Consider the following 15,021-nt stretch of genomic DNA (forward strand, 5'->3'; position numbering starts at 1 on the left):
GTCACTCCGACGAAGGCGCCGGGCTTCACTCGACACCATCCGACACGCCAGATCGCCGTGCCTAACCAGCAAGATGCGAAGCGGTATCCGGGAACACGTAATGGACGTCCGAACCCCGGTCGAACAGGCGCCACTGCTCGATCGGGCCGCCGGAGGCCGGAAAGACCTCGATCACGACGCCACCTGTCAGCTCCAGCGTTATCGTTCCTGCCCGGCCCAAGGTCGCCGTATCGACGATGTACTCGACGGACTTGAAACGCTCGCTGACCTGACGAGCCCTTTTGTCGAACATCGTCTCGTTCTTGCGGTAGGCCTCTTGCGGGTCGGCGTCGGACTTTCCGGGGTAGGCCATGTCCACCGTGCCGAACCAGGTTGACTCGCCACGGCACACTCGGAACGGACATTGCGCGTGCAACCAGGTTTCGACCTCACCACGGGTGAATCCGACTTCGGCGATGTTCACCGTTCTGCTGAAGCCGATCACCCTGGCCGACACCAGTTCGGCCAGGGCGGCCTTCAACTCATCGACCGTCGACAGCGGACTCATCCTCCACAGAACAGGTGCAGGCCTTCACGGAGAATTCCATTGTAGTCGAGTCCGCGGTGGCTGATCGCGTCGTGCCAGGTCCGCCGGTCCGCCTCGGTGAGGCGCTTACCGAGCTGGGAGGCACGCCGCTGGATCTCCCGCCACGCGCTGTCGGCTTGTTCCTGCTGGACGTCCCGGCTCTTCGACGTGCGCCAGCCGTCGTCGTCGTCATCGTCGCCCGGATCCCACTCCATGTCTTCGAAGCGGCCGAGGCCGCCGGCCATTGCGGCTGTCATGCCACCGGCGGCTGCGCCGGCCGCGCCGATCACCGCGACGGCGCCCACGTCGATCGCGATCGCGCCACCGACCCCGACGGCGATCGCGCCACACGGTTCGAGGATGGCACACGCGCCGATGGCCAGCGCCGCACCGGCGACCATCAGGCCGGCGGTGAACGAGCTCCAGAAACTGCGGCCTGTCGGATCGGTGTAGATAAGTGGGTTGCCGCCGGTGTAGGCGTATGGCGTGCGGGTCTGGTCGACGAGGGGGTCGACGGTCAGGAACTGCGCCGTCCCGGGGTCGTAGTACCGGGCGCGGAGGTAGACCAGCCCCGACTCCGCGTCGGTGTACTGCCCGCTGTACTGCAGTGGAGTCCGGGCGGTGCCCGCGGCGGTCGCCCGGCCGTACGGGGTGTAGGCGTAGCTGCCGGCGACGGCTCCGGCGTTGTTCAGCAGCGCGACGGTCGAACCCACCTGGTCGTGCACGTACCAGAAGGAGCCGCTCGCGCCGACTTGTTCGATGGGGGTCCCGCCGGGGCCGTAGATGTAGCTGTTCGTCCCGTCGTTCAGGAGGTTCGGCGTCGCTTCGGCGTCCCAGATGAACGGGGTGGTGGCCCCGGCGGCCGTCTTTGAGACGCGCAGGTCGTCTCCGTCGTAGGTGTAGGTCGCCGAGGTGGGCCCGGCCAGGCTCGTCAGCCTGCCGACCTGGTCGTAGCCGTAGGTTGCGGAGCCGGCCGTCTTGCGCTCGCCGAGGTTGTCGAAGGTGTACCCGGTAGCGCCTGCAGGAACCGTTCCACAGCTGGGATTGCTCACCGTGCCACTCGGCTGCGACCAGCACAGCTGGCCGGCCGGATCGAACGCCTGAGTGACGGTGCCGACTGTCACCGGGTTGTTCGCCGCGTCGTTCGCGTAGGTGCTGCCGCCGTCCGAACCGAGCTGTTCACGGACGGAATAACCGAAGTTCTGGGACGTCGAGCCGGTCGTCCGGGCTGACAGCTGGCCCATGGGGTCGCGGCCGAACGTCATCGATACCGCCGTGGCGGTCCCTGCCGCGGCCGTGGTGCCGGTGAGCGCATCGGTGTCGTCATACCCGTTGGTGACCGTGATTCCATCCGGGTAGGAGGTGGTCTTGACGGCGTTGTCGTTGTCGTAGCCGAACGTTGTCTTGTTGGTGTTCCAGTCGGTCACGGTCTTCAGCCGCTCGGCGTCGTCGAAGGTGCGCACGACCGGCGTGGTCTGGCCGGGGTAGGTGATCGAGGTCAGGTTCCCGTTGTCGTCGTAGCCGTAGCCGACCACGGTGCCGGAGCCTTGCTTCTGTGAGGTGATCTCGCCGAACGTGTTGTAGGTCCAGGTCGAGGTGCCGGTGCCGTCGGTCATCGATACCCGGTGGCCTGCGGGGTCGTACCCGTAGGTGACGCCCGAGGTCACTCCGTCCGAATAGGACACTGTCTTCGGCTGACCGGCCGCGTCGTAGCCGATGGTGACGACCCGGCCGGCCGGGTCGGTGGTCGACAGTGCCCGGCCGGCCGGATCGAGGTGCGAACTGGTCGTGCGGTTGTCGGCATCGGTGCGCGAGTTCTTGCGTCCCTGGCCGTCGTAGCCGTACGTCGTCTTGGCGTTGAGGCCGTCGATGGTGTCGGCGACAGTCCCGTCCGGGTTGTGGTCGGTGGTCTGGGTGGTGTTGTCCGCCTGCGTCACCTTGCCCAGTTGGCCGACCGGGTCGTAGGCCGAGGTCGTGGTGTGGTGGTTGGCGTCGGTTACCGAGGTCTGGTTGCCGTCGGCGTCGAAGCCCGCAGACGTCTGATGGCCGAGCGGATCGGTGGTCAGGGTGACGTGGCCGTGAGCGTCGTGCCCGTAGGTCATGCACCCCTTCGCGGGCGGGGTGCAGCCCGGGGCGACGCCGGCGGCGACGCCGTTTCCATCCACAGTGGACGTGTGCAGGCCGGTCTGGGCGTCGTAGCCGAACCGGGTCTTGTCTCCGGCACCGTCGGTCACCGAGACCTTGTTCCCGTAGCCGTCGTATTCGGTGGTGGTCGTCTTGCCGTTCGGATCGGTCGTGCGAGTGCGGTCGCCGGGGTGGGCGGCGTCGTCGTAGTAATAGTTCGTGGTCCGGACCGGTGCTGGGCCGAAATTGCCGGTGGTCGATTCGACCACGTTGTTGGCACGAGTGACCGTCGTCGACGTCGGCGCCCGTGCCCCGGTGGCCCCGGCGGGGATGTGGTCGGCCTGGTCGAACTGACTGATCGTCGCGACGCCGTCGGGGTCGATGGTCTCGACGAGGTTGCCGGCGTCGTCGTAGACGTAGTCGGTGGTGAATCCGAGAGCGTTCGACTCCGAGGTTCGGTTGCCGTGGTCGTCGTAGGTGAACGTCTGCAGGTTGCCGTCCGGATCGGTCAGGGTACTGACCCCGAGGGTGACCGGGTCGTAGGTGTACGACGTCGTTCCCGCGTCGGGCGTGCCGTAGCCCTTGGTTTCCGAAACCAGCAAGCCGTTCTGGTAGGTGTCCAGCTTCCGGTGCCCGGCCGGGTCGGTCACCAGGGTCTGCCCGGCCGCGAGAGCGCCGTCCGGGCCGTAGGTGAACGTCGTGGTGTGCCCGTTCGCGTCGGTCTGGGTGTGCACGCGTTCGGCGCTGTCGTAGACCATCGACGTCGCCGCCGACGCCGGTCCCGCAAAGTTGGCCGGCGAGCGCATCGACGTCATCAGGTGGTTGCCGTCGTAGCCGTACTTCGTGTGGTCGTCGTCCTTGAGAACCGGTGTGCGCGTGGTGCCGATCCCGTAGACGTCCGTGAGGTTGCCGCCGGCGTCGTACCCGTAGGTGACCTGACGCCCGGCGGTGTCGGCGAGACCGGTGATGTGGTTGCCGGTCCAGGTGAGGGTGTACTTACGGTTACCGGGATCGGTGATAGTGGCGAGGTGGCTCGAGCCGTCGTAGCCCAGGGTCGTCTGGTAGGACGGCGAGGCCTTGCTCCCGGCCAAGTCGGTCTCCGCCGTCAGGTGTCCGCTCGCGGCGTCGAAAGTGAAGATCTGGCTGCCACGCCGGGTATAGACGTACGAAGAACCGGACTTCACCAGTGTCGCGTCGAAACGGGGTGCCGTGGGCGAGTAGCTGCCGCCGCTGCCGACGAACGTAACGGCCGACCCGTCCTCCTGTTTCACGGTGACGTTCCCGGTCGAGCCGTCCGTTGCTGCCGAAAGGTTGTAGGAGAAGGTCCAGCCCCACCCGAACGGACCGTCGGCCGAAAGCGCCTTGTTGGGGCCGTTGGGGTCGGCGATGCTCTCCGCGTAGGTGCGGTTGAAGTTCAGCGCCACGCCGCGCCCTGGTGTGGCAAGGTCGGTGAAGCTGTCGCCGAAGTAGCCTGTCGAGGTGTCGACCGGGTCGCCCGCGGTGCGACGAGCGCAGCCGCAGGCGATGTAGGCCGGGTTGGAGCCCTTGGGCGCGTCCTGGATGCCCGGTGGGCCGCCGATCGGCTGGCCGGGAGTACCGCCCTGGGGGACGAACGCGATCGCGTCGAAAGCGACGTCGAAGTCCGAGTAGCCGAATCCGCCCTGGTCGGCCGAGCTGCCGTTGTTGTTCAGGGTGACGTTGCCGCCATTCTGCATGGCGAACGTCCCGATGGTCACCCACTGCTCGGAGTTCCACGCCTGGTTGACCCGGATCTTCCACGGTGAGACGCCCCCGCCGGGGTTGATGTTGTAGACCACGTTGGTCGCCTGGGCGCCGAGGCCGGGCAGGTGCAGCTTGACCTTGTAGTACTGCAGTGACGGCAGGTTCGGCGTCCACACCCCGGTGTTGATCAGGGCCGGATTCGAGCCGTCCTCGGTGTGGGTGAACAGGACCCGTCCGCCGAGGCCGGTGCCGAGCTGGTGGGTGTCGATCGCGCCGATCGGGTCGCCTGCGGAGTTGGTGCCGTAGGTGTAGGTGAACGTGCCGTTGTCCGACCAGTTCGCGCTGCCACAGCCCTGCAGGTTCAACCGGCTTGGCTCGTCATCGACGATGATCGCGCCGCTCGGCACCTTCGAGGTGTCCTGGCTGCAGGTGGGCGGGTTCTGCGTCGGGTTCGCGGGTTCAGTTCCGCCCGATACGGCGTAGGGACTGGTCGCGCACGTCGTGGCGCAACCGGGGATCCACGTCACCGGGTTGTGCCACCAGCATTGGAAGTCGTCCAACATGCAGTGGCTCGCGCCCGGGTTGGACGTGTTGGTGGCGTTGGGGTCGCACTGGTTGGCCGCGAGGGAGCACATCGCGGTGAAGGGCGCGGGCTGCACCCAGTGCTGCCCGCCGTTGTAAGTCGGCTTGGCGTACGCCGCGCTGCCGTAGCGGATCAGCGGGCTCGCGGTCCAGCCGAGCACGCGTTCCTGGTAGGGCCAGCTCGCGGGGTGCGCGGCGTCGGCGTAGGTGTCCTGCAGGTACGGGTCGCGGTTGGGCGGGTAGTCCAGGTTGGCCGGGTTGTTGGTCCAGCCCAGGCCCCAGGTGCCGTGCGGGCCGGTGCAGGACGGGCCGGGCGTGCAGCCGGTGGTGTTGCCGTTGGCCGCGTTCGGCTGGATGCCGGAGTTGTAGGCCCAGGCCGCGAAGTACCAGTTCTCCAGGTAGCGCGGGTCGGCGTTGTTCGCGGTGATGCCCGCGGTGTAGAGCTGGTTCCAGGTGGTTTCGAGGATCTGCAGGCCGGCGGCGATGTTCTCCTGGTAGTCGACCGCGACCTTCCACTGGCCGTGCTCGGACAGCGAGTGGTCGCCGATGTGCATGCCGTCGGTGACCTGGCTGATCCCGTACCCGCAGTCCGACGCGGCGTAGTTGATGGAGACGATGTCGCCGCCGGCGCCGTAGTAGCTGGCGATCAGCGGGTCGCCCGCGGTGCCGGCGGGGGCGTGCCAGGAGGCCTGGGACCAGTTCGACTCCTGGGCCATGATGCCCTCGAAGATCGACCGCGGCACGGTGTTCGTGCCCCCGGACGGGTGCGACAGCGGGATCAACGGGAAGTCGCTGTTCGGCGCGTACGCGACGAGACCCATGTTCCCGAACCCGGCCGGACGCGTGTACGCGCTGCCGGTCAGCAGGCCCTGCTCGGCCAGTTGCACCGCCCAGTTGACCTGTGCCGGATTCGGCTGCATCACCTGCCGGTTCGAGTTCAGCGGCGGCACCGCGCACTTCGGCGACTGCGCCTGAGTGGTGTTCGGAGCAGCGTTCGCAGCCGGGGCAGCATCCGCCTTCGGGCTCAGCCGGTTCACGCGCGGTGGCTGAACCGCGCTTCCGGAAGCTGCCGCATAGGTGGGCACCACGGTGAAGACCCGAGCGGCACTCGGCGGGACCGCGGGTGAGAAGACCTGGCCCGTCTTCGTCGCGAGGACAGCGGGTGCGGATTTCTGCCCGTCGGAGTCCGGCCCCAGTAGTGCGTCACCATCAAGCGACGCCGTCGAAGCCCCACGGGCGAGCTTGGTGTCCGCGACAGCCGTGACGTCGGCCGCGGCCAGCACTCCCGCGTCGGCCGCGGTGGCGCCGGACAGGACAGCGTGCCCGCCGCGGCCCTGGGACAGCTGCACGCGGGCGAGGTCGCCGGTGCCCAGCGTCGTGACGACGCCGCCGTGTTCGTGGGCCGCGGTCGTGACCTTGGTGCCGGGGGCGGTGTGCAGGAAGCTCACCCCGCCGTCAGCCGACGGGCGCACGTCGTAGACGGATCCGGGCAGGGACGCGATGATGGCCGGGTTTCCCATGGCGGGCACGGAAACCAGGCGGCCGCCCGCGACACCGACGATGCCGGTCCGGGTCGGCACGGCCGAGGTGATCTGTCCCGGCGCGGTGATCGAGCCAGTGATCTTCCCCGCGGCGAGGTCCGCGGTCAGCAGCTTGGTCTTCTGGCCGGTCGCGACGGTGAACACGGCGTCGTCCCCGGCCCCGCAGCCGGGCGAGTAGTACTTCAGGCCGACGCCGCCGGCAAGCGCGTGCACCGCACCCGAGGCGAGGTCGACGGAGTAGGCGAAGGCGCCGTGGTCGCGGGCGTCCTGGGTGTTCACCGCCGAGGCGGGCAGGATCGCCAGCGCGGCGAACCGGCCGTCCCCGGACAGGCACTGGTAGCCGGTCCAGGAGGAGTCGTCGAACCCGGCCGGGTGGATCAGCGCGGCCTCCTGCCAGGCAAAGCCGCGGCTCTCCCGGCCGACTTCGAGGTGGTAGCCCTGCGCGTCACCCCAGCCGTCGACAGCGATGTCCGCGGACTTCGCCGCGTTCGGGCCGAAGTCGGCCGCCTTCGCCGACACGGCGGGGTCGGGCCTCGCGGCGGCCATCGGCATCGCCTGCACGGGCGAAACCACGCCGGCCGTCAATGCGACCACGCTCAAGAAAAGAGTGAGAACCCGGGCAAATCGGAGCGAAAGCCGAGTGACGGATCTTTTGCGCGCGCCAAAGGACAAACCGGGCATAGCAAACCTTCCCCCAGGCAGCCTGCAAAGAGGCACTCAAGTCAGCTTGCCGGGGAACCCGGGGCCGCAGAAGAAATCTAACGCTCCTCAGGACTGCACCCATCAGCCGTTGGGGTGAAGTTTTCTCCACGGATTCAAAACCCGTGATTCACGTACATTGGTTTGTCTTTACCTTTTGCGGCGCTACGTACCGGTACGACGAGGTACCGGTTACGCGACGTCTCAGCAGCACCGGCGGGCACTCTCTGCCACAGGAAAGGTCACCGACTGCTGACCATGACCGTGTAGTTCGTGGTCGGCACCATCAGCGTGCTCGCCATCCACGGGATTGCTTCCTCATCGGAGCGCTCGCCCGCGCGGGACGACGTCGATCGTCTTCAGGCTGCTCGCGATCAACCGGACTGGCAACCAGCGACGAAGACATCGTCCTGACGATCACAGTCACCTGCGTGCTCGGCAACGTGGTCCTGCACGGTATCGGCGTAGCGCAGATCACGCCGCAGACAAAGCGCGACGACATCCCGTGTGCTGTGGCGACCGGTGTCCGCCTGGTAGATCCGGCCGAGGTCCAGCCGGAGGTCCGATCGGGGGCACCGGCGAAGTGACCTCGCCTAGGCCGACATCATTGATGGACGGCTTCGATGCGCCGTACGGTACAACGGTGCGGTGACCGAGCTGTCGCTGAACTACAGTGACTTGATCCGGCGCTTGGACGTGCCGTTAAGTTCCGCGGACCTCGGCCGAGTGCTCCTCGATGCCGTTTCGGAACACTACGCGACGCACTGGCCCGACTGCGCTCTGGTCGAGCTCGACCAGGCCGGGGCGACCTACCTCTTCGATCTGGCCGGCCCACCGCGGGAAGAGCGCACCGTGGCCGCATGGGCGATTACGCCGGCCGCGGTAGCCCGACGCGACGTCTCCTACCAGCGCGGATTTCCCCTTTCGCCCAGCGAAGATGGGACGCTGGTCGATCGTGGGCACGTCATCCCTCACCTGTCCGGCGGCGAGTTCGGGCCGAACATTTTCCGGCAGCACCGGGCCTTGAACCGCGGTTGGTCTCAATAGGGCAAGCGATTCAGGGCGCAGGAGCGGGAAGCGGCCACACCCGGCGCCTTCTACTACGCCCGCTTGCTTTACCAAGACCGGACGGCGTATCCCACTGAGATCGAGAGCGGCCTGCTCCGCGGCACCGAACTGGTCGACGCACTGGCGATCGAACTGGGTGCCCCGCCTCGAAGCCCACCAACGATGGCTGACTGCAGCACTTGCAGCGCGAGGGTTGGATGAGATACCCGATTATGCGACGGCTCCCCCGCAATCGATCAACGAATTCGGCGAGGGACTGCGCATGCCGGCTTTCCGCTGGGACCTGAGCCGCCAGGGCCTCTTGATCGCGATGGTGGCGTCGTATAACGCATCCGGCAACCGCCGTTCCGGGCGACCGATGTCGCGCGCGACGCTGGGCCGCGTCATCGCGACCTTGTCTCGGACGATGACCACTGGCCTTGGACCCGTCGTTCACGACAACACGATGAACGCGCTTCTGAAGCTGGTCAAAGACATCCTCACCAGCACTCCCAACACCGTCCGCGCCCTCGCCGCCGTCGTTGTCGTAGCCTGCACAGTCATCACCGGAGTGTGGTGTTTTGGTCTCGATCTCGATGTCGGCCCAGTGCACATCACCGGACGGGACATCCCGGCCACGGTCCACTCCGAGGACACTCCAGCCTGCCGAGCTGATGTTCGCCACCGGCTACAGGCGGATGCCGAACACGAACCCCAGCCAGACCACCCACCGACCGGATCGGCGACGCTGCGATGAGTCTTCCGCAGTTCAACCGTCGCGAGGTGTGTGCCGCGCCGAGAGCGACCAATCCGGTACAGACACACCGAACGGACAGGGCAAGGTCTTGAGCAAGCCAGCTACCGAGCCGCCTCATGTCCGCTCGGCCTTGCTCTCCGGTTCGGCAGCTTTCCGAACGCTCCAGCCGGACCAATCAAGGAGCGCTGACGACGGGATTGGACCGGGCGACATGACTCGGCAGTTGCGAGCCCGAGGGGGAGCCCGGGAGCGCATCGACGCGACGACATACCCCGACACCACTACCGCTCGGCGGACGAGGAAACGACCTTTTCCGGCATCACTCGACGCCATCCGGCACAGACGGGTGAGGACTCTTAACCAGCGGGGTTCGGGGTTCGAGTCCCTGATGGCGCACACCCCACCACCCCAGGTCGATCCTCATCGGCCTGGGGTTTGTGGTAGCTGGAACCTCTTCGTCCATTTGTGCACTGTCCACAGTGGTCACCTGCGAGCGCAAGGTTCGGCGTCGGCGGTCAGGACCTGGCGGCCGTCTGGAGGCGCGCGTTGCGGGTTGTGATCGCTTCCCATGTTGCCGGCACCACCAAGTCCGCGCCGCCGTTGACGAAGGCTTGGGCGGTCGCTACGTACGGGCGCTGGCGGCTCTCGTAGCGCTTGAAACCTGCCGTGAGGTCAGACTCGTCCAGTTCCTCCGCCAGGAAACTCTTACCCAGCAACGCAAGGGACGTTCCCCGGCCCGACAAGCCTGATGCCGCGTGGGCGGCGTCGCCTATCAGGACCACTCGGCCTTCGTGCCAGGTTGGCAGGTGGATCTGGCTTGCCGCGTCGAAGTACAGCTCTGGGTCCGCCTTGGCTGCCTCGATCAGCTCGGGGATTCGCCACTCGTCGTGGCCCGCGAATGCCTCCGCGAGGATCTTCTTCTGGGCCTTCAGATCTCGGTAGTCGTAGTCGATCGGGTCTGAGCGGAACAGGAACACCGCCAGCGCGCGGTTGCCGTAGCGCATGATGCTTGCCATGTGGCCCGGGAAGTTGTACGTCGGGTTCGGACCTTCCTGGCCGGCCTCTGCAGGCAGGTCCGCGATCGCCGCGTACACCCCGAGGTGCTTGGCGAAGTCGGACTCGGGGCCGAACGTCAGGCGCCTCACTGTGCTGTGGAGGCCGTCTGCGCCGATCACCATGTCGAACCGCTCGGTTCCGCCTGAAGCGAAGCGCACGTCGATGCCGGTGCCGTCGTCCGTGAGCTGCTCCACCGAGTCGCGGAAACGGACCGTCGCGTCGGCGGGCAGGGCCTCCGTCAGCACCGTCGCCAGGTCTTCGCGGGCGATCTCGATGTCGTCGTCGGAGTCGCTTGTTTCCGCTAGGGGCAGTGCCGCGCGGACCGTGCCCTCCGCGTCGATGAAGACCGTGTTCTCGGTCATTCGCAGCCGCCTGTCGCCGATCTTCCCCAGTAGGCCCATCTTTTCCGTGACCGCTATCGCGTCGCCTCGGATGTCGATCGGGGAGCCGTTGACCCGGAAGTGCGACGCACGCTCGACGAGCGTCACGCGGTGTCCCCGGGCTCCTAGTTCGACCGCGGCCGAGAGTCCGGCGACACCCGCGCCGGAGATGAGGATGTTCATCGTGATCCCTCCGCTTAAGGCAACGATCTGTCGCTTTAATGGTAGCGTAGCGCACCTGGAAGAATCACCGCACGAGGAGGTGACCGTGACCGACACCAGGAGGCCAGGCGGGCGCACCGCTCGCGTGCGCGCGCAGATCCTTCAGGCGACCGTCGAGCTGATCGCGCGGGACGGCGTCATGGGGTTCCGGTACGAGGAGGTGGCCGAGCGGGCCGGGGTGAACAAAGCCAGCGTCTATCGCAACTGGCCGCAGCGCCACGAGCTGGCCATCGAAGCTCTGAGTCGGCTTGCCGACCGGGAGGTTCCGTTCGACGACACCGGCGACCTTCGTGCCGACCTCGCGCAGTTTCTGCTGACCCTGGCGGCCGAGCTGGACACGCCGCTCGGACGCGCCCTGACGAGTGCGGCGCAGAGCCGTGAGCACGAAGCCGTGGCTCAGACCGTGCGCGGTGTCTTCGAACGCCGTCTCGAGCTGGTGCGCGTGCGGCTTGAACGGGCTGCCGAACGCGGGGAGCTACCGCCCGTCGACCCGCTTTTCTTCGCTCAGCTCGTTTCCGGGCCGGTGCACCTCAGCCGCAGTGGGGTCGATGTTCCGTTCGGGCGGGCGGAAGCCGAGCGCATCGCCGACGTCGTGCTCGCGGGGATCAGAGCGACCACCTAGGACGGTCAGCAGCGCCGCCGGGCTCGTGATCGACAGCCGGACCGTCATGGTTTGGACCGCCCGGGTACGGCGGCCAGCAGTTCGCGGGTGTAGTCGTGGCCCGGCTCCGTGAGCACCTGGGCCGTCGGCCCCTGCTCGACGATCTGGCCACCCCTCATGACCGCCACGTGCGAAGCCACGTACCGGACCACAGCCAGGTTGTGGGAGATGAACAACATCGACAAACCGAGTTCGCGCTGCAGCTCGCGGACGAGGTTGAGCACCGCCCCCTGCACCGAGACGTCCAGTGCGGACGTGATCTCGTCGGCGATCACCACCCTCGGGCGCGCCCCGAGCGCGCGGGCCAGTGCGACTCGCTGGCGCTGGCCGCCCGACAGCCTGGACGGGACCGCGCCGGCGCACTCCGGGTCGAGGTGGACCAGGTCGAGGAGGCGGGCGACCTCGGCCCGTCTCCCGGCTCGCGAACCGCCCGGGGGCATCGACTCGGCCACGCTCTCCCCCACCGTCATCCGCGGGTCGAGGGAGGAATACGGGTCCTGGAAGACCATCTGAAGGGGGCGCGGCCGACCGCGGGTCGGGACCGGTGCGCCGTCGAGGGTGATGCGGCCGTCCGACAGCGGGGCGAGGCCGACCGCGGCCCTGGCCAGCGTGGACTTCCCCGAGCCGGACTCGCCGACCAGCCCGACCACCGTCCCCTCCGGCACGGTCAGGCTGACCCCGTCCACGGCGGTCGTCCGGCCGTAGCGGATCGTGACGTTCTCGAAGCGCAGCTCGCTCACGGTGACTCCACCAGCTCGTCGGGACTGCGGTCGGCGGGCAGCGGCTCGCCGGCGTGCCAGCACGCCACCCGGTGGTGCCTCGCGTCGGCCGCCAGCGGTGGGTCTTCGGCCCGGCACCGGGCGTCGGCCAGAGGACACCGGTCGGCGTAAGCACAGCCGGGCGGCACGTCGGCCGGGGCGACCGGGCGGCCCGGGATCGTCGCGAGCGGCTCCGCCGGGTCCGTGGCCATGTCGGGCACCGCGTCGACGAGCGCGCGGGTGTACGGGTGCCGGGCGGCGGTGGTCAGCTCGGCGGCCGGCAGGTCCTCGACGATCCGGCCCGCGTACATCACCATGACCCGGTCGCAGACCTCGCCGACCACCGTGACGTCGTGGCTGATCAGGATCAGCGCGACGTCGTCCGCGGCCCGGATCGCGGCGAGCAGGTCCAGCACCTGCTGCTGCACCGTGACGTCGAGCGCGGTGGTCGGCTCGTCGGCGACGATCAGCGCCGGCGACCCCATCAGCCCCATGCCGATCATCGCCCGCTGGCGCATCCCGCCGGAGAACTCGTGCGGGTACTGCCGGACGCGCGTGTCCGCGCCGGGAATGCGGACGGCGGCCAGCCGGTCCACGGCGCGGGCCATCGCCTCGCGGCGGTTCATGCCCTGGTGGTGGGTGGCCACCTCGGCCAGCTGGCTCCCGATCCGGCGGGTGGGGTTGAACGCGGTCATCGGGTCCTGGAAGACCATCGCCAGCGACGTGCCCAGCATCCGGCGCCGCACCGCCGTGTCCGCCGCCAGGAGGTCGTTGCCCAGCAGCTCGAGCCGCGTGGCGTCGACGCGGCCGTGCTCGGCGACCAGGCGTGTGATCGCCAATGCGGTCATCGACTTGCCCGAACCCGACTCCCCGACGATGCCGACCGCTTCGCCCCTGCGCACCTCGAAGGACACCCCGCGCACCGGTCGCACCGGCCCGGGAAAGGTGACTTCGAGGTCGCGGACGTCGAGCACCACGTCGGACTCCCGGGCCGGGCCGGCCTCGCCGTGGACGGCGGGTTCCGGCTTGCTCGCCCGTGCCGTGCGCGTCGTCGCGACCGTGCGCAGGCCGATCCCGACGGGGACGCCGAGCCCCTTGGCGACCGACTCGCCGAAGAGGTTGAAAGCCAAGCCCGCCACCAGCACCGCGGCGCCCGGCGCGAACGCCGCGGACGCGTTCACGTAGATCGCGCCGATGCCGTCGTAGAGCAGCCGGCCCCAGTCGTAGGAGGGCGACTGGACGCCGAGACCGATGAACGACAGCCCCGCGAAGGAGAGCAGCGCGCTGCCGGCGCCGATGGTGGCGTTGACGATCAGGGGTTCGGCGATGTTCGGCAGCACGTGCCGGACGAGGATGCGGAGCCGCCCGATCCCCGCCGTCCGGGCGGCGGCGATGTAGTCCCTGGCCGCGATCCCGGCCACGAGCGTCTGGGTCAGCCGCGCGAACGCCGGGGCACCCGCGAGCCCGATGGCCAGCACCGCGCCGGTCGCGCCCGCGCCGAACACGACGGCGAAGAACAGCGCCAGCAGCAACCCGGGGAAGGCGACCGCGATGTTGACCGCGGCCGACACCGTCCGCCCGGTCCGCCGGCCGAGCACGAACGGCGCGGACCCGAGCAGCAGTCCGGCCACCACGGCGATCACGATGGCCAGCAGGGCCAGCACGATCGACAGCCGGGTCGCGACGAGCGCGCGCAGCAGGATGTCCCGCCCGAGGTTGTCCGTCCCGGCCCAGTGCGCCGCCGAGGGCTGGGCCAGGATGCCGTCGGTGTCGACGGCCTCGGCGCCGTCTCCCCACAGCAGCGGCGCGAAGCAGGCCAGGGCGAGGGTCGCGACCACGAGCACGGTCGCCGCGAAACCCAGCGGGGTGCGGACGACCCGCGTCCAGCGTCCTTGCATCCGTCAGTCCTCCCGGATCTTCGAACGGGGGTCGAGCAGGGCGAGGGCGACGTCGACGACGAGGTTCGTGAGGAGCACCCCGAGGCCGTAGACGAGGACGATCGCCTGCACCACCGGGTAGTCCTTGGTGAGGATCGACTGCACGATCGTGCTGCCGAGGCCGGGCCACGCGAAGACGTTCTCCACCAGGACGGTGCCGGCGACCAGCGCGCTCAGCAGGAGCCCGCCCAGCGTGAGCGCGGCGGTCACGGCGTTGGGCAGCGCGTGTCCCAAGTAGACGGTCCGCGCGGGCAGCCGTTTCGCCCGGGCGGTGCGGATGAAGTCCGCTTCGAGCACGCCGACCAGCTCGACGCGGACGATGCGCGCGAGGATCGCCGCGGGCCCGATCGCCAGCGAGAACACGGGCAGCACGTACGCCGCCGCGCTGTCGTTGCCGGCCACCGGGAGCCACCCGAGCCGGATCCCGAAGACGTAGACGAGCGCGACGCCGATCAGGAAGTCCGGCACGGTCGCCACGACGATGCTGGTCGTGGTGAAGACGAGCTCGGTGCGCCGCCCGTGGCCCCGCCGGGTCAGCACGCCCGCGGCGACACCCACCGGGATCGCCACGACCACGGCGGCGGCGAACGCGAGCACGGCCAGCAGCAGCGTCGCCGGCAGCCGCTGCCCGACGACGTCGGCCACGGGCAGCTGTGAGGAGAGCGACGTGCCGAGATCGCCGGTGAACAACCCCTTCAGGTAGTGGAAGTACTGGGTGAGGATCGGGTCGTTCAAGCCCAGAGCCTGCCGGCGCGCCTCGACCAGGTCCGCCGGCGCGGTGGGGCCGAGCGCTCCGCGCACCGGGTCGCCGGGGATGAGGTGGATCATCGCGAAGGACGCCGTCACCAGCACCCACAGCGAGACCAGCAGCCGGGTCAGGCGCCGCCCGCCGAAGCGCACCCAGGGGTGCGCCACCAGCCGCGGCCGGGCCGCGGGCGGGCTCGGCGCCGCCGACGTCATCGACATGTCG

The 15,021-nt window shown here is 68.9% G+C and carries 10 protein-coding genes and 1 pseudogene; 5 read left to right on the forward strand and 6 right to left on the reverse strand.

Translation table 11 applies throughout. The annotated features are described in order from the left end of the window. Window positions 1–61: 61 nt before the first annotated feature. Both ACZ7PG_RS22325 and ACZ7PG_RS22330 read right to left on the reverse strand, forming a co-directional pair. Complete coding sequence (locus ACZ7PG_RS22325) at window positions 62–547, reverse strand: hypothetical protein (RefSeq protein ID WP_470241015.1); 486 nt, start codon at window positions 545–547, stop codon at window positions 62–64. Continuing rightward, the gene (locus ACZ7PG_RS22330; protein ID WP_470241016.1) at window positions 544–7,128 is read right to left on the reverse strand and encodes an RHS repeat domain-containing protein; all 6,585 of its coding nucleotides are present in this window, start codon (window positions 7,126–7,128) and stop codon (window positions 544–546) included. Before ACZ7PG_RS22330 ends, ACZ7PG_RS22325 begins: the two co-directional genes overlap by 4 nt. A 378-nt stretch (window positions 7,129–7,506) precedes the next feature. Between ACZ7PG_RS22330 and ACZ7PG_RS22335 the strand changes: the two genes are divergently transcribed. From ACZ7PG_RS22335 to ACZ7PG_RS22350, 4 genes are all read left to right on the forward strand, one after another. Next, window positions 7,507–7,647 (forward strand): hypothetical protein, encoded by a 141-nt coding sequence (locus tag ACZ7PG_RS22335; RefSeq protein ID WP_470241017.1) that lies wholly within the window; start codon window positions 7,507–7,509, stop codon window positions 7,645–7,647. A 17-nt stretch (window positions 7,648–7,664) separates the two neighbouring features. Next, window positions 7,665–7,820 carry a hypothetical protein gene (locus ACZ7PG_RS22340; protein WP_470241018.1) on the forward strand — a complete coding sequence of 52 codons (156 nt, stop codon included), beginning with the start codon at window positions 7,665–7,667 and terminating at the stop codon, window positions 7,818–7,820. Between the two features lie 61 nt (window positions 7,821–7,881). Further along, a complete protein-coding gene (locus ACZ7PG_RS22345) occupies window positions 7,882–8,280 on the forward strand; it encodes a hypothetical protein (protein WP_470241019.1) in 399 nt (132 codons plus the stop codon). Between the two features lie 157 nt (window positions 8,281–8,437). Beyond that, window positions 8,438–9,037 carry a hypothetical protein gene (locus tag ACZ7PG_RS22350; protein ID WP_470241020.1) on the forward strand — a complete coding sequence of 200 codons (600 nt, stop codon included), beginning with the start codon at window positions 8,438–8,440 and terminating at the stop codon, window positions 9,035–9,037. Window positions 9,038–9,552: 515 nt separating this feature from the next. Here ACZ7PG_RS22350 and ACZ7PG_RS22355 read toward each other — a convergent pair. After that, the gene (locus ACZ7PG_RS22355) at window positions 9,553–10,656 is read right to left on the reverse strand and encodes an FAD-dependent monooxygenase (RefSeq protein WP_470241021.1); all 1,104 of its coding nucleotides are present in this window, start codon (window positions 10,654–10,656) and stop codon (window positions 9,553–9,555) included. Between the two features lie 85 nt (window positions 10,657–10,741). Here ACZ7PG_RS22355 and ACZ7PG_RS22360 point away from each other — a divergent pair, with 85 nt between their 5' ends. After that, entirely contained in the window at window positions 10,742–11,317 is a 576-nt protein-coding gene (locus ACZ7PG_RS22360; protein ID WP_470241022.1) for a TetR/AcrR family transcriptional regulator, read from the forward strand. 62 nt (window positions 11,318–11,379) lie between these two features. Here the strand turns inward: ACZ7PG_RS22360 and ACZ7PG_RS22365 are convergent. From ACZ7PG_RS22365 to ACZ7PG_RS22375, 3 genes and pseudogenes are all read right to left on the reverse strand, one after another. After that, window positions 11,380–12,096 (reverse strand): annotated as a pseudogene (locus ACZ7PG_RS22365) (ABC transporter ATP-binding protein); the annotation flags it as partial. Further along, the gene (locus ACZ7PG_RS22370; RefSeq protein WP_470241023.1) at window positions 12,093–14,012 is read right to left on the reverse strand and encodes a dipeptide/oligopeptide/nickel ABC transporter permease/ATP-binding protein; all 1,920 of its coding nucleotides are present in this window, start codon (window positions 14,010–14,012) and stop codon (window positions 12,093–12,095) included. The gene ACZ7PG_RS22370 and the pseudogene ACZ7PG_RS22365, both read right to left, overlap by 4 nt. A gap of 3 nt (window positions 14,013–14,015) precedes the next feature. Then, a complete protein-coding gene (locus ACZ7PG_RS22375) occupies window positions 14,016–15,011 on the reverse strand; it encodes an ABC transporter permease (RefSeq protein WP_470242377.1) in 996 nt (331 codons plus the stop codon). Window positions 15,012–15,021 lie beyond the last annotated feature (10 nt).

The organism is Amycolatopsis sp. NPDC114504, assembly GCF_055633595.1.